Origin of the sequence: Sphingobacterium sp. FBM7-1 (assembly GCF_020687765.1) — a bacterium.
In the GTDB taxonomy this organism is placed as follows: Bacteria; Bacteroidota; Bacteroidia; order Sphingobacteriales; family Sphingobacteriaceae; genus Sphingobacterium.
This window is the reverse complement of the sequence record NZ_JAJEWJ010000009.1, coordinates 24664-51458: the sequence shown is the minus strand read 5'-3', so window position 1 is coordinate 51458 and position 26795 is coordinate 24664. Positions and strand designations below refer to the sequence as shown.

Annotated in this window: 22 protein-coding genes; 16 read left to right on the top strand and 6 right to left on the bottom strand. The window is 44.9% G+C overall.

Annotated features, from left to right (window positions below; all coding sequences use genetic code 11):
- The first annotated feature begins 185 nt into the window (after positions 1–185).
- Genes LKO28_RS13760 through LKO28_RS13740 form a run of 5 tightly spaced genes read left to right on the top strand, consistent with a single transcriptional unit; the run spans position 186 to position 7794 of the window.
- Complete coding sequence (locus LKO28_RS13760; protein WP_227695557.1) at positions 186–3131, top strand: FAD-binding and (Fe-S)-binding domain-containing protein; 2946 nt, start codon at positions 186–188, stop codon at positions 3129–3131.
- Between the two features lie 39 nt (positions 3132–3170).
- Positions 3171–3809 carry a hypothetical protein gene (locus LKO28_RS13755; protein WP_227695555.1) on the top strand — a complete coding sequence of 213 codons (639 nt, stop codon included), beginning with the start codon at positions 3171–3173 and terminating at the stop codon, positions 3807–3809.
- Positions 3810–3818: 9 nt separating this feature from the next.
- A complete protein-coding gene (locus LKO28_RS13750; RefSeq protein ID WP_227695554.1) occupies positions 3819–4634 on the top strand; it encodes an alpha/beta hydrolase in 816 nt (271 codons plus the stop codon).
- Positions 4635–4637: 3 nt separating this feature from the next.
- Positions 4638–6959, top strand: coding sequence for a TonB-dependent receptor (locus tag LKO28_RS13745; protein WP_227695553.1), 2322 nt, complete (start codon positions 4638–4640; stop codon positions 6957–6959).
- Positions 6960–6963: 4 nt separating this feature from the next.
- Positions 6964–7794, top strand: coding sequence for a DUF4249 domain-containing protein (locus LKO28_RS13740; RefSeq protein ID WP_227695552.1), 831 nt, complete (start codon positions 6964–6966; stop codon positions 7792–7794).
- 7 nt (positions 7795–7801) lie between these two features.
- Here LKO28_RS13740 and LKO28_RS13735 read toward each other — a convergent pair whose 3' ends face one another.
- Complete coding sequence (locus tag LKO28_RS13735) at positions 7802–8437, bottom strand: polysaccharide deacetylase family protein (RefSeq protein WP_317206637.1); 636 nt, start codon at positions 8435–8437, stop codon at positions 7802–7804.
- Positions 8438–8469: 32 nt separating this feature from the next.
- On the opposite strand from LKO28_RS13735, the gene LKO28_RS13730 reads away from it, so the two are divergent.
- Genes LKO28_RS13730 through LKO28_RS13715 form a run of 4 tightly spaced genes read left to right on the top strand, consistent with a single transcriptional unit; the run spans position 8470 to position 12617 of the window.
- The gene (locus LKO28_RS13730) at positions 8470–9822 is read left to right on the top strand and encodes a TolC family protein (RefSeq protein WP_227695551.1); all 1353 of its coding nucleotides are present in this window, start codon (positions 8470–8472) and stop codon (positions 9820–9822) included.
- A 10-nt stretch (positions 9823–9832) separates the two neighbouring features.
- Positions 9833–11146: an efflux RND transporter periplasmic adaptor subunit gene (locus LKO28_RS13725; protein ID WP_227695550.1), complete on the top strand. Its 1314-nt coding sequence runs from the start codon at positions 9833–9835 to the stop codon at positions 11144–11146.
- A gap of 10 nt (positions 11147–11156) precedes the next feature.
- On the top strand, positions 11157–12077 hold the full coding sequence (locus LKO28_RS13720; RefSeq protein WP_227695549.1) for a helix-hairpin-helix domain-containing protein: 921 nt from the start codon (positions 11157–11159) through the stop codon (positions 12075–12077).
- Between the two features lie 6 nt (positions 12078–12083).
- Complete coding sequence (locus LKO28_RS13715) at positions 12084–12617, top strand: adenine phosphoribosyltransferase (protein ID WP_227695548.1); 534 nt, start codon at positions 12084–12086, stop codon at positions 12615–12617.
- Here the strand turns inward: LKO28_RS13715 and LKO28_RS13710 are convergent.
- Complete coding sequence (locus LKO28_RS13710) at positions 12589–13155, bottom strand: hypothetical protein (protein ID WP_227695546.1); 567 nt, start codon at positions 13153–13155, stop codon at positions 12589–12591. The two genes, LKO28_RS13715 and LKO28_RS13710, sit on opposite strands and share 29 nt — an antisense overlap.
- Before the next feature lies 1 nt (position 13156).
- On the bottom strand, positions 13157–14749 hold the full coding sequence (gpmI, locus tag LKO28_RS13705; protein ID WP_227695544.1) for a 2,3-bisphosphoglycerate-independent phosphoglycerate mutase: 1593 nt from the start codon (positions 14747–14749) through the stop codon (positions 13157–13159).
- Between the two features lie 210 nt (positions 14750–14959).
- Here gpmI and LKO28_RS13700 point away from each other — a divergent pair, with 210 nt between their 5' ends.
- The 6 genes from LKO28_RS13700 to LKO28_RS13675 all read left to right on the top strand — a co-directional run bounded on the left by LKO28_RS13700 (position 14960) and on the right by LKO28_RS13675 (position 21231).
- Positions 14960–17488, top strand: coding sequence for a tetratricopeptide repeat protein (locus LKO28_RS13700; protein ID WP_227695542.1), 2529 nt, complete (start codon positions 14960–14962; stop codon positions 17486–17488).
- Between the two features lie 17 nt (positions 17489–17505).
- Entirely contained in the window at positions 17506–18018 is a 513-nt protein-coding gene (locus LKO28_RS13695; RefSeq protein WP_227695540.1) for an META domain-containing protein, read from the top strand.
- Positions 18019–18163: 145 nt separating this feature from the next.
- Positions 18164–18571, top strand: a complete 408-nt coding sequence (locus LKO28_RS13690; RefSeq protein ID WP_227695539.1) for a DUF4783 domain-containing protein — start codon at positions 18164–18166, stop codon at positions 18569–18571.
- A gap of 80 nt (positions 18572–18651) precedes the next feature.
- Positions 18652–19506 carry a carboxylating nicotinate-nucleotide diphosphorylase gene (gene nadC, locus LKO28_RS13685; RefSeq protein WP_227695537.1) on the top strand — a complete coding sequence of 285 codons (855 nt, stop codon included), beginning with the start codon at positions 18652–18654 and terminating at the stop codon, positions 19504–19506.
- Positions 19507–19532: 26 nt separating this feature from the next.
- Positions 19533–20180 (top strand): glycerol-3-phosphate 1-O-acyltransferase PlsY, encoded by a 648-nt coding sequence (gene plsY, locus LKO28_RS13680; protein ID WP_227695535.1) that lies wholly within the window; start codon positions 19533–19535, stop codon positions 20178–20180.
- A gap of 244 nt (positions 20181–20424) precedes the next feature.
- Positions 20425–21231 carry a M48 family metallopeptidase gene (locus tag LKO28_RS13675; RefSeq protein WP_227695533.1) on the top strand — a complete coding sequence of 269 codons (807 nt, stop codon included), beginning with the start codon at positions 20425–20427 and terminating at the stop codon, positions 21229–21231.
- 25 nt (positions 21232–21256) lie between these two features.
- On the opposite strand, the gene LKO28_RS13670 is transcribed toward LKO28_RS13675, so the two are convergent.
- From LKO28_RS13670 to LKO28_RS13660, 3 genes are all read right to left on the bottom strand, one after another.
- Positions 21257–22924 (bottom strand): DNA polymerase/3'-5' exonuclease PolX, encoded by a 1668-nt coding sequence (locus LKO28_RS13670; protein WP_227695530.1) that lies wholly within the window; start codon positions 22922–22924, stop codon positions 21257–21259.
- Between the two features lie 6 nt (positions 22925–22930).
- Entirely contained in the window at positions 22931–24244 is a 1314-nt protein-coding gene (locus LKO28_RS13665; RefSeq protein ID WP_227695529.1) for an NAD(P)/FAD-dependent oxidoreductase, read from the bottom strand.
- A 172-nt stretch (positions 24245–24416) separates the two neighbouring features.
- Positions 24417–25412: an acyl-ACP desaturase gene (locus LKO28_RS13660; RefSeq protein ID WP_227695528.1), complete on the bottom strand. Its 996-nt coding sequence runs from the start codon at positions 25410–25412 to the stop codon at positions 24417–24419.
- A gap of 146 nt (positions 25413–25558) precedes the next feature.
- Between LKO28_RS13660 and LKO28_RS13655 the strand changes: the two genes are divergently transcribed.
- Complete coding sequence (locus LKO28_RS13655; RefSeq protein ID WP_227695527.1) at positions 25559–26782, top strand: cysteine desulfurase; 1224 nt, start codon at positions 25559–25561, stop codon at positions 26780–26782.
- Positions 26783–26795: the final 13 nt, after the last annotated feature.

The following is a 26795-nucleotide window of genomic DNA, read 5'->3' as shown; positions in this document are numbered from 1 at the left end:
AATTATATTCAAAATATCTTTATGTTAACAGAATAATATTCTTGTAAAAATATTTTTAAATGAATATTGTTTATATCGACGTTGGCGTAAAGGTTTATTTTGATGTTCATGAGCTCCCTCCCCTCTATTTGGTTCTTTTTACGGAAAAAAGAACATAAATTTGTTTCCAAACTATTAGAACAGAAGTGCAAATTATAGATGAGCTAAACCGACTATCCTCCCGACTAAGGGGATCGTTGTTTTATTTACCCGAAAATCCTAAACATCAGACGATGCGGTTGGCCTACGCGACAGATGCCTCCGTTTATCAGGAACTTCCTCTCGCCGTAGCGATTCCACAAGGAAAAGACGACTTAAAAAAACTTATCGCATTTGCCGGTGAACAAGGAGTGACACTCATTCCGCGAACTGCAGGAACCTCCCTGGCCGGGCAGGTGGTTGGTAGCGGTATCGTTGTCGACGTATCACGCTGTTTTAATCAAGTGTTGGAACTAAATGTGGAGGAACGTTGGGTGCGCGTGCAACCCGGTGTGATCCGCGATGATCTTAATAGTTATCTCCGGCCGTATGGATTGATGTTTGGTCCCGAAACCTCAACAGCAAATCGGGCCATGGTAGGCGGAATGATTGGAAACAATTCGTCAGGTCTGCATTCCATCGTTTGGGGAGATACTCGCCAGAACCTGCTGGAAGCAAAGGTATTATTAGATGACACCTCGGAGGTGACCTTTACAGCACTTGATGAGGCTTCCCTTTTTGAGAAATTATCCGCGCAGACGCGCGAAGGTGAAATTTATCGGAAGTTAAATACCTTGTTATCCAAAGCAGAAAACAAACAGGCCATCCTGTCCGGATATCCGAAAAAAACTTTAACCCGTCGCAATACGGGATATGCGTTAGATTTTCTGGTAGACTCCGAAAAGCCATTCAATTTATGTAATTTATTGGCTGGATCGGAGGGTACAATCGGTATCATGACCGAAGCCAAGTTGAATTTGATGCCGCTCCCCCCGAAGGAAATTGGTCTGTTGTGTGTGCATTTTGCGGATATGATAGCATGTATGGAAGGGAATATTGTCGCCTTAGCGCATCGTCCCGAAGCCTCCGAACTCGTCGATAAATATATTTTAGACTTTACCGTGGGGCATCCTACCTATCAGCACAATCGTTTTTTTATAGAAGGCGATCCTCAAGCGTTACTGATTATCGAGTTTCGTGCAGAAGGAGAGGCCGAACTGCACCAAAAAGCAGCGGCTCTACGAGAAGACCTGATGGCCCGAGGTTTGGGATACGCCTATCCGTTTGTTGTAGGCATGGTACAAACAAATCTCGTGTGGGACGTACGTAAAGCAGGTCTGGGTTTGATACGTAACCTGCCGGGCGATGAACAACCCGTGAATCTGATCGAAGACTGTGCCGTCTCTCCAGAAGATTTACCCGCCTATGTAAAAGATATACAGACTTTACTGCAGGAAGAAGAAGTGCATGCTTCCTATTATGCACATGCCGGGGCAGGAGAATTACACATTGAGCCGTTTATCAACCTCAAAACCACAGCAGGTCGCCGAAAATTCCGGAATATATTAGAGCGCACCACCGATTTAGTGTTGAAGTATAACGGTTCCTTAAGCGGCGAACATGGCGACGGACGTCTGCGCGGCGAGTTTATCGGAAAAGTATTAGGCGAACAGGTCTATCAATTACTGCAGGAGACCAAAAACATTTTTGACCCCCGTGGTGTATTCAATGCCAATAAGATTGTCAATACGCCGGCGATGGACACCTCCCTGCGTTACGACACCGTGGTAGATGGTAAACACCTGAAAACCTACTTAGATTTTACCCAAGAAGAAGGGATTCTGCGCATGGCCGAAAAATGTTCTGGCTCGGGCGATTGCCGGAAAACAGAAATCACCGGAGGCACGATGTGCCCGTCATTTATGGCGACGCGTGATGAAAAGGATACCACTCGAGCGCGGGCAAATATGCTTCGGCAATTTTTGACCAATTCGACAAAGGAGAACCGCTTTGACCATGAAGAGATTAAAGAGGTGATGGACTTGTGTCTGAGCTGTAAGGCCTGTAAAAGCGAATGCCCATCACGGGTAGATGTGGCGAAGATGAAAGCAGAGTTTTTGCAGCATTATTATGATGCACACGGAGTGCCGTTCCGGTCGTCGGTTATTGCCAATTTTACTAAAAGTCAACGATTGGGCTCGTATGTAGCTCCTCTTTATAATTTTATTGTCGAAACTCCCGTACTCGCTAATATGGTGAAATCGGTTGTTGGCTTTGCGCCTATGCGGTCTTTACCCACCGTCCATTTCACGACATTATCCCAGTGGGCGCGCAAGCAGCCCCTTCAAAAACGTCAGCGGAAAGTATACCTATTCAGCGATGAATTTACCGAATATAACGATACAGCCATTGGTATAAAGGCTTACGATTTGCTGACCGCTTTAGGCTACCAAGTGGTCATCCCAAAACATGTGGAAAGCGGCCGGACGTACCTCTCGAAAGGTTTTGTCAAAGAAGCGAAGAAAATCGCTGAGAAAAATGTCCGACTTTTAAAAGACCTAGTGACTGCAGAAACCCCACTTTTAGGAATAGAACCCTCTGCTATTATTACGTTTCGCGATGAGTATGTTGCTTTGGTGGATGCCGATCTGCGGGATGCGGCACAAAGTTTGTCCAAACATACCTTGATGATTGATGAATTTCTGATGCGTGAAATAGAAGCGGGTAGCATTCAGCAAACACAATTTACGCAGGAAGAAAAGAAAATTAAGTTGCACGGCCATTGTTACCAAAAGGCCTTTCATCTGGTGGGATACACAGAGCGCTTGCTGTCGTTCCCGAAAAATTATCAGGTAGAAGTGATCCCTTCGGGTTGTTGCGGGATGGCCGGATCGTTCGGGTACGAAGAAGAACATTATGAGGTTTCGATGAAAGTAGGCGAATTGGTGCTCTTACCCGCCGTACGCGCCACGGATGAAAAGACCTTGATAGCGGCAGCAGGAACGTCCTGCCGGCACCAGATTAAAGACGGTACCGGACGGAGATCCTATCATCCGGTAGAGATATTATACGATGCCTTGGCCGGATCGGCTCGAACAAAAACAAAGAACTAAAAGTCCACGTGATTAGAAAACCATTAAAAAAGTAAACATATGAAAACTACACTTCTAAAGGCAGCAGCAGCAGTGATGTTGGTATCCACAATCACCAGTTGCGGAAATAACCAAAAAGGCAGCGAAAGTGCGACAGAGGATGCCCTTACCGCTAATCTTTCCCAGTTTGTCGCGTCATCTACTACGGATAATCCGGCAGTTTACCTCGCTTTAGTCAACTCCACGGAAGCTGATTCTTCGATAACATACGTAGGGAAATCACTCAATGGTAAGGATACATTGGGATTACAGATTGAAATAAGTAAAGCTATCCCGGCCGGTGTTTTTGAGGATGGTAATGTAAACGAAGAAAAGGCATTTCAGGAAGGTGCGATAAAATTTAGTTCCATAGGGGAGGAGTCCGACCGATTTGTCAGGGCGATTGCGGCTCTTTATGAATTGTCGACCGATCAGGGGATGACCGATGCGGTGTTAACACCATTGGTCTTCTCGTCCAATAAAACCGTCGTCGATTTGACCGGAAACGGTACCTACGCGTTTAAGTTATTTTTTGCAAACAGCGAAGGTGAGGAGGCTGAGGTATTTGCCGAACTGAATCTTTACAACCGTTCATTTAAAATGTGGGCGAAAGATGCGGCGCAACATGCCCGTATATTGTCGGCTTTCACTGGAAATTAACGCATAGCGATGAAGCATATCTTTCTTTTGCTGGCGGCAATCGCCAGTGTATTACAACTCCATGCAGCCAGCGTGGATACCATTGTCGTGCGAAGCACACGGATGAATAAAGAGGTCAAAGCGGTTGTGATCTCCCCCGATAAGAAGAAGGCCACCGCTACGCTTTATTTGCTGCACGGGTATTCGGGAAATCATGCAACCTGGTTACAAACCGCTCCACATATCAAACAATTGGTAGATACATATGGTTACCTGGTCGTTTGTCCCGATGGCGGTTTTGATAGCTGGTATTGGGATAGCTCCGACGACAATTACCAATATGAAACCTTCATCACGAAAGAACTGCTACCTTTTGTGGAACAACGATATGGCGTAGGATCCGATCGGACCCATCGTGCGATCACCGGGTTGAGTATGGGGGGGCACGGCGCCTTGTATCTAGCCTTTCGTCATCAGGAGCTATTTGCCTTTGCGGGTAGTACTTCGGGCGGTGTAGATATACGCCCTTTTCCGAATAATTGGGGCATGAAAAAACATCTGGGCAGTTATCACGAAAAGCCGGAAGTTTGGGATGCGCATACGGTGATCGAATTAACCCATTTGGTACGCCCAAAATCCCTTCAATTATTCATTGACTGCGGTACCGAAGATTTCTTTTTTGACGTCAATAATAAGCTACACGAAAAGCTGACTTATATGCAAATCCCCCATCACTATTTGACCTTGCCCGGTAAACATAACGGCGAATATTGGGCACGATCTATAGACTTTCAAATGGCGTTTTTCGCCCAATGTTTTCAAAGCCAAGATGTTCAAAAACAGTAATAGATGAGTAGATTGTGGTTGACAGTTATCGGACTGTTTTTAAGTAGTGTTGTAGCGTTTGCACAAGAGGTGGTACTCACGGGGACAGTCCGCGATGGCGAATCCGGAGAAACACTGATTGGTGCTGTCGTGTTAGTCGAGCCAGGACGACAAGCCGCAAGTACAAATGCTTACGGCTTTTACTCCCTAACCGTACCCGCCGGAAAACAGCGGGTTACATACAGCTACGTCGGGTATCAGCCTTATGTGGAAGAAATTGATCTCGCAGAAAGCCAGCGCCTTCACGTCGAACTGACACGGGAAGACAATACCTTGGAAGAAGTTGTTATCTCTGCTCGGCGGAAGGATAATAATGTAACCGATCCACAAATGGGGGCGCTCAACTTCACGATGGAAGAGGTTAAGAATGTACCCGTTGTGTTTGGTGAAAAAGATTTGTTGAAAACGATACAACTGCTTCCGGGGGTACAGAGTGGTGGAGAAGGTACGTCCAATTTCTACGTCCGGGGCGGTGGAGGCGACCAAAACCTCATCTTACTGGATGAAGCTACCGTTTATAATGCATCGCATCTACTCGGTTTTTTCTCCACGTTCAATTCTGATGCCATCAAGGACGTGCAACTCTACAAAGGTGGCATTCCTGCTCAGTTCGGCGGACGTATCTCCTCGGTTATGGACATCGCGATGAATGACGGAAACCAAAAGAAGTGGACAACAGAAGGGGGAGTGGGGCTTATAGCTTCCCGTTTAAAGGTGGAAGGACCGTTGATTAAAGATAAAAGCTCCTTTATGGTCAGCGCACGCCGTACTTATGCCGATATGTTTTTGAAGTTATCCAATAACGAAGACATTAATCAGAGTAAACTTTACTTCTATGACCTTAATGCGAAACTCAATTACCGGTTTGATGATAAGAATACGCTTTATTTATCCGGTTATTTTGGGAAGGATGATCTAGGTTATTCCGATCTATTTAGTTTTGATTGGGGCAACGCCACGGCAACCGTGCGCTGGAATCATATCTTTAACGATAAGCTTTTTAGCAACACATCGTTGATCTACAGCGATTTCAATTACAACGTACAGGTTTCTAACGATGACAGCAACTTTGACATCGCATCTAAAATTCGTAATTGGAACTTCAAACAAGATTTTTCCTTCTATCAGCACCCCTTAAGCACCTGGCGTTTTGGTGTGCATGCCACCCAGCAATCCATCCATCCGGCCAGTTTAAAAGCAGGTGAAAACACAGCGGTCAATTCCATCGTCGTAGATAGTCGGCAAGGAGTAGAAGTAGCCGCTTATGTATCGCATACCTGGAGTCCGGCAGATTGGCTCTCCCTGATATACGGTATTCGTGCAAACAATTTTATGGTGATGGGGGCCGGTACCTTTTATACCTACGACGACGATGGCGAAGTGGTAGCCGAGCAGTACTACGGCAAAGGAAAAGTAGCCAAGCATTACCTGAATTTGGAGCCACGCTTTTCGGCGAGTTTCTTGCTGAACGAACGGCAGAGTATCAAGGCATCCTATAACCGTATTACGCAGAACCTTCACCAACTAACGAATACGACCTCCAGTTTACCTACCGATCAATATGTCGTTAGCAGCTTGAATATTAAGCCACAGATAGCGAACCAGGTTGCCCTCGGTTATTTTCAGAATTTTCGCGACAACCAGTACGAATTTTCCTTAGAAACTTATTATAAAAGCATGGATAACCAGATCGATTTCCGAAATGGAGCCGATCTACAAGCGAATCAATACCTGGAAGGCGATCTCCTGTACGGCATTGGCCGGGCATACGGCGTAGAAGCCTATCTTCGGAAGCGGAGCGGAAAACTAAATGGATGGATAAGCTACACCCTGGCCCGCAGCGAACGTCAGTTCGATGAAATTGATAATGGGCAATGGTTTCGAGCACGACAAGACAGGACACATGATATCTCCATCGTTGGTATGTATGAACTTTCGAAGAAATGGACCATGGGTGCTACCTTTGTGTATCAAACCGGAAATGCCGTGACCTTTCCGAGCGGAAAATACGAAGTAGACGGTAAAACGCTATTTTATTACACCGAACGAAACGGATACCGAATGCCTAACTATCACCGGCTGGACCTCTCCGCTACTTACGAACCTGTACAGAGCGATAAGCGTTTCCGTTCAAGTTGGACGTTTGGAGTCTACAACGCTTACAATAGAAGGAATGCCTATATTATTGACTTCCGCGAGAACGAAATTAATACCAACATCACCGAGGCGTATAAGATCGCACTCTTCGGCGTTATTCCATCTGTAACGTGGAATTTTAAATTCTAAAGCCATGACTATAAAACGTTATATCTATTTATGCTGTGCCCTTTTCATTTTCGCGGGATGCGAAGAACTTATTGATATAGATTTAAACGATGCCGATCCACGGATTGTTATTGAAGCAAATCTCTCCAATTTAGGGTCAGTACAGCGCATACGCGTATCTAGAACAGTTCCTTTTAATGCGCCTATAAATGCTCAGGCGGTGACCGATGCGGTATTGCAAGTTTCCGACAGTAGGGGCAGGGTCTACCATTTTCTGCATGAAGAAGAAGGGAATTATATCGCCCGCGATTTTATGCCCTCATCGGGTCAAAACTACGCGTTGCAGGCAGAAGTAGCAGGCGAGTTATACGAGTCTTCGTGCTATATGCCGGATTATGTCGATGTAGATTCTACAGGGATTGTCAAGGAGCAAGTTTTTGGGGAAAGTTATTATTTTGCGACGTTCAAATTTAACGATCCGGCCGATGTTTCCAGTTACTATAAGTACGACATTTCCATCAATGATGCTCCGTCTCGTTTCGCCTCGGTGTTTTCGGATAAGTTTAACAATGGATTATATGTAACCCATCAAGTTTCCGACCGGGATCTCGATTTGAAACCGGGTTATAATATTACCGTAAGACGTTATTGCGTCGACGAAAAAGTTTTTAATTATTGGAACGAATACCAGAGCACGAATCCCGGCTCCGCGGCTCCTGGAAACCCGACGTCGAATATTTCCAATAATGCGCTGGGTTATTTTTCCGTCGCCTCTGCCCAAGAATTCTTTATGGAAATTATGGAAGTGGATTTTGATTGGGATGATCTTGATGATAGTTCTATTTCGATGCCGTAGGGGAATCTTACAACGTCCCAAAATCGTATCCTGCCTGCTTCAGATAAGTAATTACTTTAGGCAAGGCATACGTTACGCGAGGTAAGGCTTTGATATTGTCGTGGAAGACGATAATAGAACCGTTTTGCGTGTTCCGAATCACATTTTGGTAGCATTGTTCTGGGCTGATCCGCGTATCGAAATCGCCGGATAGCACATCCCAAAAAACAACCTCGTAGGCATTGTACAACTCATTTAATTGCGATTTTTTTGCTCGGGCATAAGGCGGACGGAATAAAGAAGTACCCGTTAACTTTTGGCACCGGGCTATATTCTGCAGGTACATGTCGTCAGGCGTATCCCAGCCTTTTAGGTGGTTGTAGGTGTGGTTACCGACTTGGTGGCCCTCTGCTAAGATACGATCATATATGGCGGGATGCTTGTCGATATTCTCACCCACACAAAAAAAAGTGGCTTTGATCCGATGTTCAGCAAGTGTATCTAATATAAAAGGCGTAACCTCTGGTATGGGCCCGTCGTCAAAAGTCAAGTATATCTTTTGGTCTTTTCTAGACTTATGGAAGGTCACTTTCGGGTAGTACCATCTCAAAAAAAAAGGAGCCGTAACGAAATACATATTGATAATATCAGATATTTGTCCCAAATTTAAAAATCATTTTATGCTTAATTAATCAAATGACACGAAAAATATCCTATTATATTGTATTATTCTTCATTTTGTTCGTTATAGAGTTTCCCATAGGATATGCACAAGTAACATTACAGGAGGCTGTCGAGACTACATTAGAACGTAATCTACAAATTAAAAAAGCCGAATTTGGGTATCAGATCAGTGAGCAGAATCTTTATCAATCGAAATCAGAATTGTATCCGAATTTGAGTGTTGGTATTAGCAATTCTTATAATTATGGTTTGACGTTTGACCAAACTTCGGGCCAGTTGATTCGGGGGAATGATTGGACAACGAGTGCGGGAGGACAATTATCTTCTAGTGTAGCGATATTTCAGGGCTTTCAAAAAGTCAACCAAATCAAGGCGAATAAAATCCAACTCGCTGTTGATGCCACAGAAGTGGAGAGAGTCAAAAATGATTTGATATTGTCCGTCGTAACGAACTACTTGGAAGCCATTACGAATGGCGAATTATTTGAAGCTGCCGTACAACAGGTTAAACTATCTCGCGAACAATTGCGGCAGGATAGTATCCAGTTCCAAGTCGGGAACAAAACATTAGCAGATTTGGCGCAAGCCGAAAATCAAGTGGCGACGGATGAGCTGAACATTATGTCGTCTGAAAATGCCTATGAATTGTCATTGCTCAATTTGAAACAATTGATGGAACTATCTCCCGACACCACTTTTACGTTGGAAAGACCTAATATTGCCGATATTATGGCCGAATATGCCATTACTTCTTTCGATGATGTGTTTAAAAAAGCATTACTGACCCAACCAGCTATCGAACAGGCCAGCTACTATAAGGAATTGGCACTCAAAAATATTGATATTGCGAAAGGCGCCTATTACCCTTCGCTAAGTCTAAATGCAGGGTACGGAACAAATTATTCCTCTAGGGCAACAGACATTATTACGGGAGAACAAATGAAGTTTTATAACCAAATTAATGAAAATAAATCCTTTCAAGGGGGAATCAGTCTTCAAGTCCCGATCTTCAATAATAACCGCACAAAAGTAGCGGTAAATAAAGCAAAGATAGGTTTTTTACAAGCGGAAAATGAAGAAGCACTGGCGCGCAGAAATCTGGAGAAAACTATTGCACAGGCTATTTTAGATTTGAGGTCAGCGAATAAGCAATATTTCGCGTCGCAGGTAGCTTTCAATACCTCTAAAGTCGCTTACGAGACGATCAAAGAACGTTATGATGTCGGCATAGCCAATTCGATGGAAATGTTTACCGCACAGACGAATATGAACAAAGCAGAATTTGAAATGATCCGCCGCAAGTATGAAATGGTGTTTCGCGGAAAGGTCATTGATTATTATATTGGAAACCCCCTAACTTTTTAACTATATCTCCATGGCAAAGAAAAAGAGCAATCTTCCTAAAATATTGGTCATCTCTGCAGTAGCCCTCTTAATACTGGTTGTCGTCGGCAGTCGATTGGGTTGGTTCGGCGATGGAGGTGCACAGCAAGTGGCGGTGGACGAGGTTAAAGAGCGCACTATTTCCGAATTAGTGTCTGCGAGCGGGAAAGTACAACCGGAGTTTGAAGTCAAGTTGAGTTCAGAAGTTTCCGGTGAGATTATAGAATTGAATGTTCGCGAAGGGCAGGTTGTAAAGAAAGGCGACGTATTATGTCGTGTTAAACCGGATCTGTTACAATCGGGTTACGATCAGGTCGCTGCCGTCGTCAATCAGCAAAAGGCAAATTTGGCCGCTGCACAGCAAATGTTGAAGCAGCAGGAAGCGAATTATAGTAACGCAGAGGCCATTTATAAACGTAGCCAGGCACTATTCGACAAGCGCGTCATATCGGCATCAGAGATGGATAAAGCACGGGCCGATTATGAAGTGGCCCGAGCCAGTCTGGAATCCCAGCGCCAACAAGTAGAGGCATCTCGGTTTGGTGTCAACCAATCGCAGGCGCAATTACAGGAGGCAGGTAACAGTTTGTCTCGTACAACCATCTACGCGCCCTCAGACGGCGTAGTATCCCTCTTGTCAATCGAATTGGGCGAAAGGGTAGTCGGTACGGCTCAAATGGCAGGTACCGAAATTATGCGTATTGCTAACATGACCACGATGGAGGTCAATGTAGAAGTAAATGAAAACGACATTAATCGGGTAAAAGTTGGCAACGAGGCGACGATAGAGGTGGACGCTTTTCAAGGACGAAAATTTAAAGGAATCGTCACCGAGATCTCGAGTTCTTCGACGGCTGCCAGCTCGGCAACCGCAGTAACTACAGCGGAGCAGGTGACGAATTTCAACGTGAAAGTCCGTATTGAAACATCCTCTTATGAGGATTTGATGGAGGAGGACAACAAAAATTCTTCCCCGTTTAAACCTGGGCTATCCGCAACGGTACAGATCCATACAAAATCGGATAGAGGTCTCGTTGTTCCGATTCAAGCCGTCACGGTAAGAGAGAATACGAGCCTAACTGACTCGGTAGACAACGCCGAATTAAAAGAATATGTATTTGTGCTAAACGGAGACATTGTGAATCAGACGGAGGTAACCACGGGAATCCAGGACGACAACCATATTATTGTTAAAACCGGATTGAAAGCAGGAGATAAAGTGGTGTCCCGACCCTTTAATGCGATTTCTAAACTTTTACAGGATGGGACCCGCGTGAAAGAAGTCGAAGCAAGTGTTTTGAATTAGAACCAATGGAATGAAACGATTGGCCCTCCTTTTTGGCATGAGTGAGAACGAGCGCAGAGGATTTCTAGTGTTGTCGATTCTTATTGGGCTGATAGGCATCGTTCCTTTTCTATACAGTGTCTATACGAAACAAGCGGTAGGCGAGGAGGTATTGATATCCCGGATAGTCGCCGAGGAGCTGGAAACATTGGCGCCTTATTCCGCTGCGAAACGTTCCGATCAGATTATCGCGGATGAATCAGCGGTCGGTATCCGAACAGCGGAAGAGTTGTTTCCTTTCGATCCCAATAATCTGTCCGAAGCGAAGTGGAAAAGGCTAGGCTTCACTGAAAAGCAGATACAGGTTATCAAAAATTACGAATCCAAAGGCGGGCAGTTTCGTACAAAGGCCGACGTAGCTAAACTATACGTTGTTTCTGCAGAACATTTTGAACGGCTGGCGCCCTATATTCGTTTGCCCGAGACCAAACCAGCATCGCCTCGGATAGCGGAATCATCGGTTACGGAACGGACGACAACGGAAAAAGCGAAGCTATATATCGATCTTTCGATGGCCGACACCACTGCTTTACAACAAATTTGGGGCATCGGGCCGGTACTCGCCTCCCGTATAATCAAGTTTCGCGAGGCATTAGGTGGTTTTCATCAACTGGAGCAAGTCAAAGAAGTATATGGTATTTCCGAAGAACAGTTTGAAAAAATGCAGCCACTACTATTCTTAGGAGACCATCCACTAAAAAAAATAACCATAAACCAGCTCACGGCAGCACAGCTGGCGCAACATCCTTATATCTCGCATAAAGAAGCTATGCATATTGTACGCTACCGCGAACAGCACGGCGCATTCACTTCCGAGACGGATTTAACCAAATTATATGCCCTAACTGATGATTTTTTGCGTAAAATTGCACCATATTTAGATTTTAATTGAACGTATATGTTGGAGGCGCGCATCAAATCCATAATTCGGGATATCCCCGATTTTCCCCAACCTGGAATCGTATTTAAAGACATCACACCTATCCTGAAGGATCAGCAACTGTGTGAAGAAATCATTGACCATATCGTTGCCTGTTTGAAAGATGTCGAAATTGATGCCATAGCCGGGATTGAAAGCCGCGGATTTCTGTTTGGTATGTTGTTGGCTAACCGACTGAATATCCCGTTTATTCCCATCCGGAAACAGGGGAAATTGCCTTTCAAGACTGTATCGGAATCCTATAAACTAGAATACGGACAGGCTACAATCGAAGTGCATGAGGATGCATTTTCACCGGGAAGTAAGGTCTTGATACACGACGATCTGCTTGCTACCGGGGGCACCGTCGTCGCGGCATCAAAACTGTTAGGAAAACTGGGGGCGCAAATTGTGGGCTATTCATTTATCATCAGCCTAGACTTTTTGCAAAGTCAGGGACGGCTAACCCGCTTTAGCGATCGTATTATTTCTTTGGCTCGGTTTGCCGATTAAATAAGCCCTCGACACGGTAATATTTGTCACCCAAAATGCGAATAGATTGCTTCTTTTCGAGGCTATATTCCTTATCCTTCGCATAAAATAACGTTTCTTGTGTTTCGAATAAGGAATTCTGAACATGCCGTTGTATACGAAATGCCGTAGGCTCACTGTTTTCACCATATTGAATTTCTATCTGTACGAGATCCAGCTTCGGATCAGTGGAGGTGATAACGATTCTATTAGCCGTACTATCTCTTTTTAACACCCCGGCATATACGGGCTTGTTCAGATCAATCGAAACAAAACTGGAAAGTTCATTTTCCCAATCGGCGATCTGTAGGCTTTTCGTTTCGGACAGGCTATCCTTAAGGACTGTTTTTTCAACTAGCGGGTTTTCTAATGTTAACCGTGCTACCTCTTCTTTGAAGTAGGTTGGGATATCAAAATATGTCTCTGCGCTTACCTTTTCTTTCTGGGTATTGTCAGCACAAGATAAGAACAGCGCAGTAAGGACAAGAACCATTACTGCGCTGCAATATTTTTTGTTCATATTATACCAATACATTGCCGCTCATATCCGCTGGAATCTCAGCGCCCAATAATCTTAGTACAGTAGGCGCAATATCGCCTAACTTTCCGTCCTTAATTTCTTGATAGTCCTTATCGATTAGAATGCAAGGCACGAGATTCGTAGTATGAGCCGTATTTACAGAGCCGTCCTCATTGATCATAAACTCGGAGTTCCCGTGATCCGCCAAAATAATAAACGAATAACCGTTCTCCAATCCCGTGTCCACGACCTGTTTTGTGCAGGCATCGACGGTTTCAACCGCTTTCACCACGGCATCGAAAACACCCGTATGGCCCACCATATCCGGATTGGCAAAATTCAAACAAATAAAATCCGGCTTGTTTTCTATTATATCGTTGCAAATGGCCGTCGTGATACCTTCGGCGCTCATTTCTGGCTGGAGATCATAGGTTGCGACCTTCGGTGAAGGAATCAGTAATCGGCGCTCACCCGGAAACACCTCTTCGCGGCCTCCGGAAAAGAAAAAAGTAACATGCGGATATTTTTCTGTTTCTGCAATACGGACCTGCGTTTTGTTCTGGAGGCTTAAAGCTTCTCCCAGCGTATTGGTTAGGTTGTCTTTCTGAAACACAACCTGTACATTTTTAAATGTTTCGTCATAGGAAGTCATCGTCACATAGTGCAAGGACAACGGCTTCATATCGTATTCTGGAAAAGCTTGTTGGGTTAGGGCAATGGTAATCTCACGACCCCGATCTGTACGGAAATTATAACAGAAGACCACGTCTCCGTCTTGGATCGTTGCAAGCGGTTTTCCTGCTGCGTCCGAGATGATAATCGGTTTAATGAATTCATCGGTGATACCCTCGGCATAAGATGCCTTTATGGCCTCTTTTAGATCCGTAACCGGCGTACCAACTCCCTTCGTTAAAAGATCGTAGGTTTCCTTCACACGTTCCCATCGATTATCTCGATCCATAGCATAATACCGACCGATCGCACTAGCAACTGTGCCGGTAGAGTGAGCTAAGTGGTTCTGCAAATCCTCTATATAGGCTAGTCCACCTTTGGGATCCGTATCGCGTCCGTCCATAAAAGCATGGATAAACACTTGATCCTGCTGTAGACCTGCTTGCTTTGCTGCATCGCACAAGGCTTTGAGGTGGCTAATATGCGCATGCACACCGCCATCAGACAATAATCCGATAAAATGCACCTTTTTACCTTTTGCTTTCGCATAATCAAAAGCCTCTTGAATAATTGCATTCGAGTTGAATTCCCCCTCGTTAGCTGCCTTATTGATCCGTCCGAGTTCTTGATAAACCGTACGGCCAGCGCCCAGATTCATATGCCCTACTTCTGAATTACCCATTTGTCCTTCCGGAAGACCTACTGCTTCTCCCGAAGCTTCTAAACGGGAATTAGGATAAGTAGCTAATAACTGATCTAAAAAAGGTGTATTTGCTGCGCGTACAGCATTGGAATTATCGTCTTTACCGTAGCCTAAACCATCTAAGATTAGTAGCGCTACTTTTTTATTTTCTAAATTGCTCACATACAAACTTAGAGAAAATGCTTTGTATTCGCCAATACCAAATACAATAAACTGCATTTTCTTTAGCAGTTATTTCATCCGCCGGATCCTCGCTAAAAAAGTGTTAACCTAGAACTTTTTATCATCTTTTAACGTCCATTGTTGGCTGAGGATTCACATAATTGGATAGAATTCTTTAGTTTTGACTATAGCTAATTTGGCGAAGAATACGATAATATCTCCTCGGCGAAGGAAGATTAGGGGAAAATTTAGAAATACGGAGGAACAGTGACATTGAAAGAAAATATCGGCTATAAATACCTGAGATACTTGCTTACCGTGACCTGCTCAGCTTCGCTGATTGCGGGGTCGGCACAGGTAGTGGATGAGCAACAGCAAGCCATGGGAGGTAGTTACGAACAACAGCGCGGAGATCGTGCTCCTGTTATGGATTCTATTGATATCGTACGGGAGTATCGCCCCATGTTGGCGGACGCCATAAAGGTTCGTCGGAGCCCCGATATGGGAATTGACCGGGAGGCTATCGCGGTCGAGCTGCGTCAGATTGCTGCTGCCACGTATTTCGAAAGAAACATATTTAAACAAGCTTATAACGACGAGTTACTTAAGCGAAACCCTAATGCTTCGCGAGACAATATTGACAACTATCGCATCAGTTATCTGGCGTATCGCGCGGGCGAATACCCGAGAGCGACCTCCATCTTGGAAAGCATTGCACCTTCGGATGCGTATTACCAAGGCGCGATAATTACGCTAGGCCATATCGCATTGGAAACCGGCGATAGAGAACGTGCACGAGATTATTTTCTCCAAGCGATGGAACTTGACCTTGATCCCGTATTAAAAATGGTTGCGCGGTTTAACTACGCTAAAGTCTTACACGAATTAGACGCCACTGATATGGCCCTTGAGGTGCTCCAAACCTATATCGCTCAGCAGTATGCGGACAGGGACCGCTCCGGCAACAACCCTGAGAGTGCCGAAACGCTATCTGTAGCCGTTTTGTTGGGTACGAGCAATTTCCACGCAGGGGTTAGTATGCTGGAGTCTCTAAAGCAGCGGGATCAACAAATGGATAAAACCTATCAAAAAGCTACGTACTACCGCGGATTAGAGTTCTATAACGAGCGCGCTTTCGAAAATAGCATATCCATGTTTATGCGGTCGGAAAAATTCCCGATCGACGCTGAAATGGCGGCGCTGGCGACCTACTGGAAAGCGGAAGCGATGTACGAAGTACGCAAGTATAAGGAAGCGGTAGATAATTTCCTTAAGTTTCTCCGCTTACCGGCCGCACGGAATACGGATGTATATAGCCATGCAAACTATGCCTTGGCGTACGCGGCGTTCCGTCACGATAACTTTCGTATGGCGGCCGAATATTTTGAGCGTTATCTGGTTATGGAGGGAAGTTCTATGGAAGAAAATATACGTCATGATGTGATCGCACGTTTGGGAGATTCGTATCTGTCCGTACGTGACTATGGACGAGCCAACCAATACTATGCGCAATTGATCAATAACCAGGCTCCCAATCAGGATTATGCGTTGTTCCAACGTGGTATTATCCTAGGTTTACAGGGCGACACCGAAGGTAAGCTGCGTACGTTGTCGTCCGTCGTAAAGCAGTTCCCAAATTCTAACTATGCAGATGATGTGGCTTTCGAGATTCCGTATACGTATTTCACTACGGGAGATCACGATACCGCGATAAAAGGATTGCAACAGATGGTCGAACAGTATCCTCGAAGCAGCTATGTTCCTCGCGCATTGATGACCATCGGCCTGGTCCAGTACAATAATGGTGATACCGAGGCCGCCAAAGCATCCTTCCAACGAGTGGTGGAGCGACATGCTACTACGGATGAAGCGAGACAGGCACTGCGCTCTATCGAAAATATTTACCTGGATGCCGGGGATGCGACAAGTTATATCCATTATGCGACCAACGCCAATATCAGTAATCTAAGCGCCGCGGAGCAGGATGATTTTACTTTCGGAGTAGCACATTCCCTGTTTGCCAAGAGGCAATATGGAGCGGCTGTGGAAGCGATTAATGCATACTTTGATAAGTTTCCAAAACCTATCAAGGAAAAACATGCGCGTTATATCCGTGGGGTCAGTTTATACCGGACCGGACACCCGAAAGAAGCCTTGCGGGATCTCAACATTATTCTGAATGACTGGACCAGCGAGTATACGGAGAGCACCTTGCTGACGGCGGCCGCGCTATACCTGGATTTGGAAGAATACAACGAGGCCATCGTACATCTCAAAAAACTAGAGATTACTTCAGCCGATAAAGAAAACTATAACTACGCGGTAACTAGCCTGTTGCGGTGTTATTTCGAAATCGGTGACTTGGATCAGGTGGCTAAGTATGCCAGGTTGATCAAGGATGATAACCGTTCATCTGAGGAAGACATCGCCAAGGCGCACCTGTACAGTGCGCGGGCCATGCTGCAAGAAAGAAATGTCGCGGCTGCGATGAAAGAACTGAATCTGGCAACGAAGAGCCAAGCGGCTGTTGGTGCAGAAGCACGATATCGTATGGGACAACTGCAGTATGAAAATAAGGAATACGACAAAGCGGAGGAAACAGCCTTTGATGTGGTCAATAACATGGGCGAACATGATTACTGGGTAGCCAAGAGTTTTCTTCTGCTAGCAGATACTTACGCCGCTAAAGGCAATAAACTCCAAGCGAAAAGCACGTTGGAGAGCGTGATAGCGAATTATGAAGAAGAAGATGATGTCATTCCTTCGGCAAAAGCACGTTTACAGAAATTGAAGTAGATATACGCGATATCTAAATGAAAAATTTACTTTATAATATTTTCTTTCTGGTTGCCACGTTAACTATGGGGTGCCAGCAGAGTAACACAAGCAATAAACTAAATCGCACTAACGTTGAATATACAGACGCTTCGCTACCGCCGCCCGACACAGCGCTAGCGTTAACAGCGGACACAGCCAGATTGGAGGATAATCTGTGGTTGTTACAAGAATTGAACGGTCAGACGATAGCGATTTCCGAAAAACAAGAACTACCCTCTATTTTGTTTCGGAGCGAAGATCGGATATATATTTCTAAGACGGATTGCAACGGAATTTCCGGGAAATACCAAGTGGAGAGAGACCGCTCCCTACAATTTCTCCAATTATTCCATACTGAGATCGCATGCGAAAATATGGAAATCGAAAAAGGACTTTTAGCGTATCTTCCCCGGGTTCGGAGCTATCAGATTGATGGAAATAAGCTCACCTTATTTGATGAACACAATGTGGCTATAGTCCGACTATCCCAACCGTCAAGAATTCCTTAACAGTTTATTGAGTGGTGATGCAATTATTACCGGTCTCAAGAATATCATAGTCCCGTCAAGCGATAGGGCAGTTTGTGTGAGTTGCTACACATTATGGCATAGTTTTAGTATCCTAACTAACAAATGATAACAGAGGATAGAATTTATGCGGTCTAAGGAGGTGTTTCGGTATTTACTTATCGTTTCGTGGTGCATGGTAGCTATAGCGGGTTCCGCCATGAGTACCTCTTTTGCGGACGCGGTGAAAAACACTTCAGCGGCGCTAAAAGAAGGCAGTGCCAAAAAATTAAGTGCCCTTTTTAATAATACCGTCAGTCTCTCTATCAAGAGAGAGGAGGGAACCTTTACCAAATTTCAGGCTGAGTTGTTATTACAGGAGTTTTTCCGGTCAAATAAAGTAAACGAACTGAAAGTCGTTCAACAGGCCAATAATTCAACAACATCGTTTATCGTATTTACATTAACATCCAATGCAAAGAACTATCGTGTCTTTGTTAAATTCATACAGGCTAACAATAAGGAATTTAAGATCGACGAAGTGCGTATCGAGTAGATGTTGGCCATTAAAAGTTCCTATAGGATTTTATAATAAAATATTTTTTTGTCATCTTCGCTTAATAATATACGAATTAAATGGCAGTTGAGTTGAGTAAACTGGAGCAGTTTGTGGCGTTGGCATTGCAAGAAGACGTAGGTAATGGCGACCATACTTCCTTATCCACTATTCCAGCAAATGTACAAGGAGAAGCTAAGCTGCTCGTAAAAGACGAAGGCATTCTTGCCGGAGTTGCAGTAGCAAAAAATATCTTTCATATTATAGATCCAGGCTTACAAGTTGAGGTAGCACTGGAAGACGGAGCCGAGGTCAAACCCGGCGATATTGCGTTTTATGTGCAGGGAAATGTGCATAGCATTTTGAAAGCCGAACGACTGGCGTTAAACGTTATGCAGCGCATGTCTGGAATTGCCACACGCACCCATCTTTACGCTGCACACTTAGCGGGTACGAAAGCCAAGGTATTAGATACGCGCAAAACCACACCGCTATTGCGGTTTCTAGAAAAAGAGGCGGTGCTTATCGGCGGCGGAGCTAACCACCGTTTCGGTTTGTACGATATGATGCTCATCAAAGACAATCATGTGGACTATGCGGGTGGTATAACCAACGCGTTAACGCGGGCGCAAACATATAGAAGCACAAACGGGCTAGCTATTCCTATCGAGATAGAGGTACGTAGTTTCAAGGAACTGGAAGAAGTATTGGAAAATGCAGCGGTCGATCGCGTGATGTTTGATAACTTTACCCCGCAGGAGGTAGCGAAAGCCGTAGAGATGGTGAATGGGCGGTTAGTGACGGAAGCTTCCGGTGGTATTACCTTGGAAACGATACGGGATTATGCATTGGCAGGCGTAGATTATATCTCCGTAGGCGCATTAACACATTCAGTCAAAAGTTTAGATTTAAGCTTAAAAGCTAAAATTGTATAGTTAACTTTAGGAAGCTTAAATAATATATGATTTCGATTTATCTAATAGGCATAGTTATCCTGGCATATCTGTTTGGCTCTATTCCATCAGCGGTGTGGTTCGGAGGAGCCTTCTACGGCGTCGATGTCCGGGAATACGGTAGCGGCAATGCGGGAGCAACCAATACCTTTCGGGTGTTGGGGAAAAGAGCCGGGTCGATTGTCATGTTTGTAGATATATTCAAAGGCTGGACAGCCACCAATTTGCCCTACCTGTTAGATGCCGCTGTTGTCGGTATGCCCAGTTCGGTACAATTTGTAAACTTCCAATTAGCCTTGGGCGTTATCGCTGTCTTAGGGCACCTGTTTCCCATTTTCGCTGGTTTTCGCGGCGGTAAAGGCGTAGCTACCCTATTTGGTATGGTCATCGCTATCCATCCCCAGGCCGCATTATGTTGCGTAACGGTGTTTACGCTGACCCTTATTATCAGCCATTATGTATCGCTCAGCTCTATTCTAGCTGGTTTTACCTTCCCATTTAGTATCGCCTTTGTGTTTCATACGACGGTTCCGGCCGTATTGTTATATGGAATAGCTATCTGTGCTTTGATATTAGTAACCCATCAAAAGAATATTGAACGACTGCTAAAAGGGCACGAGTCTAAGATTTATTTGTTTAAAAGAAAGAAGGTATAAGGTTGTATCTTCCTTTTTTTAGAAAAAAAGAGACAAAAAATTGCCGCTGCGTATATTTGAAATAAGATGAAATGCAATAGCAAATTTCTACATTTTCAAATATCCGGATGCGACATCAAGGTCAAGGAGGTGCTCGTGAAAGGGGAGAAGCGCAACTGAAAATGTTATATACCGAGCTTTTAGGCATAGGATTTGCATAATCTTGTTTTTATCGGTTTTTGTTTGTAGACAAACTTGAATTATTATGAAGAAGATATTTAGATATAGTTTATTGGTATCGCTGGCAGCAATTATGGCAGCGTGTTCTACTGTGCCACTTTCGGGCAGAAAGCAGTTGGCACTCGTTAGTGATGACCAGATACAGCAGCAGGCTGCTGTAGCCTATAAGGAATTTTTAGGAAACCCGAATACCAAAGTAGTAACCGGAACATCCGATGCTACCCAGGTCAAAAGAGTTGGAAATCGGATTGCCGCAGCTGTGAATCAATACCTAAAGGCCGAAGGCCTGTCCAATCAGTTTAACTTCAATTGGGAGTTTAATCTGGTACAAAGTGACGATGTAAACGCCTGGTGTATGCCTGGCGGAAAGGTGGCTGTATATACCGGTATCCTACCGTTTACGGCCAATGAAAATGGTCTAGCAACCGTTATGGGGCACGAGATCGCGCACGCAATCGCTCGTCACTCCATGGAACAAATGTCTAACCAATATGCGCTGCAAGTCGGAGCACAGGTGTTGGGCATGGCTACTTCCGGAAAAAGTACGATTATGCAGGGGCTAGTAAATAATTTTTATGGCATTGGAGGACAGCTCGCCATGTTAAAATATTCCCGAGGAAATGAGTCAGAAGCCGATGAATTAGGGTTGATGTTTATGGCGATGGCCGGATATAATCCCCAACATGCCGTCGCTTTTTGGGAGCGTATGGCTTCCGCAAAATCGAAGGCTAATTCGACTCCGGAGTTTTTGAGCACGCACCCTAGTGATGCACGGCGCGTAGCCGATATTCAGAAGCTCATTCCAAGAGCAATGCAATACTATAAGAAATAAAAGAGAAGGGCTCCTAAAGAGCCCTTTATTTTTTCTGCTTCGCGAAGTACGCGGTAATGTCCGCCAGCGAAAAAGCATTCAAGCAGTGCTCGGCCGACAGTCCGCCTTTTCGCGCAACATGTACGCCATATTGCATGTCCGCCAAACCCTCCATACGGTGTGCATCCGGATTGATGGATAACAACACGCCTTTTTCTAACGCATATCGCTGCCAGCGCCAATCCAAATCTAGCCGTAACGGATTTGCATTAATTTCAATAACTACCTGATTAGCTGCACAGGCATCTATTACTTTTTTAAAATCGATTGGATAACCGGGTCTACTCAGCAACAAACGGCCGGTAGGGTGTCCCAAAATCGTGGTATAGGGGTTTTCGATGGCCGTAATCAGCCTTTGGGTAGCTTTCTCCTCATCCATACGCAGGTTGCTATGAACCGAGGCGACCACGAAGTCAAATTTCGCGAGCGTATCATCCGGATAGTCTAAGCTACCGTCAGCCAAAATATCTGATTCTATACCGCGAAAAATACGGAAAGGAGCTAACTTTTGATTTAACTGTTCAATCTCTGCCCATTGTTCTTGCACGCGTTCGATACTCAAACCACCCGCGTAAACCGCGGTCTTGGAGTGATCACAAATACCAAAGTATTCCAAACCAAGTTCCGTCTTACTGTACGTAGCCATCTGTTCCAGCGAATGTACACCATCGCTATAAGTAGAGTGATTGTGCAAGGTGCCTTTAAGGTCTGCAAAGGTAATCAAAGTAGGTAGCTGCCCGTTTTGAGCCCAACGGATCTCCTCTGCACCCTCTCTTAACTCGGGCTCTATATAGGCCAAGCCAAGCGCTTCATAGATTGCTGTTTCGGATGCCAAGCTAGGAAGATCTTCTTGAATAGACGCCAGTGCTTCTAAATGGGTTTCGCTCCCGGTTGTCAGCAACAAATCCCGCGCGAAAAGGTCTTCCGATGTGGACTGTATACGGTATCGTATTCCCAATTCATCCGAAAATTCAACGGCGTTATCCAGAGAGGCCACATCGGTATATATCGGGTGCTCTTCCAAAAAAGCACCTAACGCTGTGATGCTAGCGGTAGTCAAGATATCTACGGAGGTAATAATTTCACATTTCCGTCTCATTTCTCCGGTCAACATATGTTGTTTTTCCGGAAAGTGGGAGACCAACAATCCCAATAGGGTAGCTGCAATTTTCTCTACTTTAGCATATAGGAAAAAACCTTGGTTGGCGTTAGAAAACTCAATAGCTTTCCGGATTTCTTCCTGCGTTTTAAAGCCGAAACCCTTTGCCTCCATTAAACGGTTCTCGTTGCAGGCATAAAGCAGTTCACCTACCGACTCAATACCCAGATCCTTCCAAATGGACCGGATTTTTTTGGGTCCCAGTCCCTTTATCGTCAGCATAGCCAAAACGCCTGAAGGCATTTGGGCGATCAGCTCGTCCAATTCGGGAAGTGATCCGGTCTCCAAAATCGTCAGAATCCGCTCAGCCGTGCTTTTACCGATGCCAGGCTGCGTACTGAGTTCCTCCATCGTAGCACCTGCAGCAGGGAAGGGGAGTTTATCTATCTTGAAGGAAGCGGAAGCCATCGCTTTAGTCCGAAACGGATTTTCGTCAAACAACTCCATGAGTTGGCTATACAATTTAAAGATTTTGGCTATCGCTTTATTTTCCATGCTAAATTAAGACTGACATTCGACCGCATTTTTATTCTCTGGGTCTGGTCGTTTGTATTTGTTGATAATAAGACGGATACCACTGTTTTTAGTGAAAAACTTAATGGACCAGTTGACAAAGGTTACCAATTTATTCCGGAATCCGAAAATAGAAACTAAATGGACGAACATCCAGGTAAGCCAGGCTAAGAAGCCTTTTATATGGAAACGGCCCATATCGACGACTGCTCTGTTCCGTCCGATGGTAGCCATGGAACCCTTATCAAAATATTTAAAATCAGCAGACTGCTGATTATCCATAGTTTTTAAGATATGTTTAGCCACATAGGCACCCTGCTGTTGTGCGGCAGGCGCCACGCCCGGTAGTCCGCGTGGTGTCTCCGGCGTTATCATAGCTGCCACATCCCCGATGGCATAGACATTTTCCATACCCGTTACGCGACATTGCCCATCCGTCTGGATACGGTTGCCCCGCTGGATGATTTCGGGGTGTATTCCCGCCGGAAACTGCCCCATCACGCCCGCGCCCCAGATCACCGTTTTGGTCGGGATACTTTCCCCATTAGAAAACGTGATGGTATCGCCATCATAGCCCGTTACCTGCGTATTGAGCAAAACATTTACCCCTAGGTCACGCAAATACCGATCGGCATCCTGTGAAGACTTCTCCGATAATGCTGCTAAAATTTTTCCCGTACCTTCTACGAGGTACACTTTCATGTCATTTTGCGACAGCTCCGGATAATCTTTTTTGAGCATATGGAGCTGTATTTCGGCTATCGCCCCTGAAAGTTCGACGCCCGTAGGACCGCCACCCACCACGACGAAATTCAGGAAGCGTTCCCGGTCGTGATAATTTTTGCGAAGCACGGCTTCTTCCAGGTTTTGCAAAACATAGCTTCGTATATTTAGCGCCTCATGAATACTTTTCATGGGCAAGGAATATTTTTCTACCTGCGTATTGCCGAAGAAATTGGACGTTGCGCCCGATGCGACAATCAGGTAATCGTAATCATAGTCACCAACCGACGTTCTTACTAGCCGTTGTGCATGGTCAATTTCGGTCACCTCTGCCATTCTAAACCGGAAGTTCTGTTGTGATTTGAACATCTTCCGGATAGGAAAAGAGATCGCATCCGCCGCTAGCGTTCCTGTAGCAACCTGATACATCAACGGCTGAAAAGTATGGAAGTTATTCCTGTCGATCAACAGTACTTCCACTTCTTTATCTTTTAAGCGTCTGGCAACCTCGACGCCACCGAAACCACCGCCGATGATAATCACTCTGGGAAAACTTCTTTCAGAACGTTTTAATAACATGATAAACTAATTTTGTTCTATTTTGGGGCAAAAGTACGAAAACATAGCGTAAAAAATTCACCCTGTTTGTTATTGTATTATACCTTTGATTTTGAACCTTTATAAGGGGGTAATAAGGATCGGAAATATATAAACAAAAAAAGGCCCGGAATACATCCAAGCCTCTTTATTGCTACCCGTAGATCCACTTAAACTTATATTGTAACTCGGGGATTTTTATACGTTCTGCCAATCTCGTCAAACGATCGGGCAATTTCATCAAGTAGTCCCGCGCTTTTTCACCTTTCTCGTTCAGTCCAGAAACTTTGTCAATTGCCCATTCGCGGTTCAGGTCACGCAGGATATCTACATAATCTAAAGCCGTATACACTTCCATGCGCTGTGCCGCATCCGAGAAATGCGCGAAGGCTTCGCCCTGTGGTTCGCCGGACTCGCGTAGAAAATGGGCCGGCATAACAATCTTTTTCCGCATCATGTCCTCAAAAGCGATCATCACTTCGCTCGGATCTACTTTTATCGCATGCGATATAAAGGACATGTACGCTTTCGCATGCCGCGCTTCATCTGCCGCAATCACTCCGCACATTTTGGCTAATAATTTATCGCCAGAACTTTTGGAAATACCCGCTACCCGACGGTGCGATACATTGGTGGCCAGCTCCTGAAAGGACGTGTAGATAAAATTCCGGTAGGGATCTGCCCCCGTTCCGATATCGAACCCATCCCGAATGAGGTACTGCGTCGATATCTCAAACTGTCGCATATTGATGCGGCCGGATAAATAGAGGTATTTATTCAGCAAATCACCGTGTCGGTTTTCCTCCGCTGTCCATGCTCTTACCCATTTCATCCAACCGCCTTGTTCATTTTTTTCCACGTCTTCCACCATCGTCAACCAAGATTCGTAGGTAGGAAGCGCCTCTTCGGTAATCGTATCGCCGATCAGGACGGCTACCAGATCATAAGGCAGCTCTCTGGCACTCTCTTGCAAATCGCGCACCTCCTCAAAAAACGTATCGCGCGAAGCATCCGGTAAGAAATCCGCCGGTTGCCACATGTCTTCTACAGGTTTCAGATACGCGCTCATCTCGTTCAACATGAACGGTTCCAAATACGCCATCACTTCTTTACGAGAGCCTTCAGGGATATTTAATGGTAATTCTTGCATAATCGTATACAAACCTAAAAAAATTCATCTTTATATGCAATAAACAAGCGGGTGCTTAAAAGGGTTTAATTTAATAAAATACATCATACTGACATCTTTTCGCCCTTAATATACTAACTTTGTAGGGTATTTAAAGAGGAAGAAGATTGAAAACTTTTGATATAAACAAGATACGGGAAGATTTTCCTATTTTGCGTAGGGAAGTGAATGGTAAGCCCCTGGTGTATTTTGATAACGGTGCCACCACACAAAAACCCAAGCAGGTTATCGATGCGATCACTCGGTATTATGCCGATATGAATAGTAACGTACACCGCGGCGTGCATTACCTCAGCCAAATCTCTACCGATGCTTTCGAAATCACCCGCCGGAAAGTACAAGCTTTTATCGGTGCGAAGCACGAACACGAAATTATTATTACCAAAGGGACGACCGAGTCGATCAATATTATTGCTTCCTGCTATGGGCGTGCTTTTATCCAGGCGGGAGATGAGATCATCATTTCGGCGATGGAGCATCACTCGAACATCGTGCCTTGGCAGATGCTTTGCGATGAAAAGGGATGTGTATTGCGGGTTATCCCAATGAACGATCGTGGCGAGTTGGATATAGCGGCATACGCATCGTTGTTTTCAGAGCGGACAAAACTAGTTTCTTTCACTTATGTATCAAACGCTTTGGGTACGATAAACCCCGTCAAAGAGATGATCGATATCGCACACGAACACCATGTTCCGGTGTTGGTTGATGGTGCGCAAGCTGTACAACATCTTGCGGTGGATGTACAAGAGCTGGACGTGGATTTTTTCGCATTTTCCGGGCATAAAATGTATGGACCTACCGGAGTAGGGGTATTGTACGGAAAAGAAGAGCTATTAAATAAAATGCCGCCTTACCAAGGTGGGGGCGACATGATTAAAGACGTAACCTTCGAAAAAACAACCTATAACGAACTGCCCTTCAAGTTTGAAGCAGGTACACCGAATATCGAAGCAGGAATTTGTTTAGGCGACGCCATCGATTATATAGAAAGTATCGGTCTGGATGCGATCCACGCCTACGAAGACGATTTGCTCCATTACGCGACTTCCCGATTATCGGAAATCGAAGGAATCCGTTTTATCGGAACCGCGGCGCAAAAATCTTCCGTCATATCCTTTGTAGTAGATGGCGTGCATCCTTATGATATCGGCGTGATACTCGACAAATTAGGCGTCGCGGTCCGGACCGGGCATCATTGTGCACAACCTGTTATGGATAGTTTCAGCATACCCGGTACCGTACGCGTATCATTGGCTATGTACAACACCAAAGAAGAAGTAGACGTTTTAATGGATGGATTGAAACGAGCATTAACCATGTTGTTGTAGGAATAAACACAAA

Coding starts and splice junctions, on each gene's coding strand:
- LKO28_RS13755 (WP_227695555.1), top strand. CDS start 3,171: ATGAAAACTACACTTCTAAAGGCAGCAGCAGCAGTGATGTTGGTATCC.
- LKO28_RS13750 (WP_227695554.1), top strand. CDS start 3,819: ATGAAGCATATCTTTCTTTTGCTGGCGGCAATCGCCAGTGTATTACAA.
- LKO28_RS13745 (WP_227695553.1), top strand. CDS start 4,638: ATGAGTAGATTGTGGTTGACAGTTATCGGACTGTTTTTAAGTAGTGTT.
- LKO28_RS13740 (WP_227695552.1), top strand. CDS start 6,964: ATGACTATAAAACGTTATATCTATTTATGCTGTGCCCTTTTCATTTTC.
- LKO28_RS13730 (WP_227695551.1), top strand. CDS start 8,470: ATGACACGAAAAATATCCTATTATATTGTATTATTCTTCATTTTGTTC.
- LKO28_RS13725 (WP_227695550.1), top strand. CDS start 9,833: ATGGCAAAGAAAAAGAGCAATCTTCCTAAAATATTGGTCATCTCTGCA.
- LKO28_RS13720 (WP_227695549.1), top strand. CDS start 11,157: ATGAAACGATTGGCCCTCCTTTTTGGCATGAGTGAGAACGAGCGCAGA.
- LKO28_RS13715 (WP_227695548.1), top strand. CDS start 12,084: ATGTTGGAGGCGCGCATCAAATCCATAATTCGGGATATCCCCGATTTT.
- LKO28_RS13710 (WP_227695546.1), bottom strand. CDS start 13,155: ATGAACAAAAAATATTGCAGCGCAGTAATGGTTCTTGTCCTTACTGCG.
- gpmI (WP_227695544.1), bottom strand. CDS start 14,749: ATGCAGTTTATTGTATTTGGTATTGGCGAATACAAAGCATTTTCTCTA.
- LKO28_RS13695 (WP_227695540.1), top strand. CDS start 17,506: ATGAAAAATTTACTTTATAATATTTTCTTTCTGGTTGCCACGTTAACT.
- LKO28_RS13690 (WP_227695539.1), top strand. CDS start 18,164: ATGCGGTCTAAGGAGGTGTTTCGGTATTTACTTATCGTTTCGTGGTGC.
- nadC (WP_227695537.1), top strand. CDS start 18,652: ATGGCAGTTGAGTTGAGTAAACTGGAGCAGTTTGTGGCGTTGGCATTG.
- plsY (WP_227695535.1), top strand. CDS start 19,533: ATGATTTCGATTTATCTAATAGGCATAGTTATCCTGGCATATCTGTTT.
- LKO28_RS13675 (WP_227695533.1), top strand. CDS start 20,425: ATGAAGAAGATATTTAGATATAGTTTATTGGTATCGCTGGCAGCAATT.
- LKO28_RS13670 (WP_227695530.1), bottom strand. CDS start 22,924: ATGGAAAATAAAGCGATAGCCAAAATCTTTAAATTGTATAGCCAACTC.
- LKO28_RS13665 (WP_227695529.1), bottom strand. CDS start 24,244: ATGTTATTAAAACGTTCTGAAAGAAGTTTTCCCAGAGTGATTATCATC.
- LKO28_RS13660 (WP_227695528.1), bottom strand. CDS start 25,412: ATGCAAGAATTACCATTAAATATCCCTGAAGGCTCTCGTAAAGAAGTG.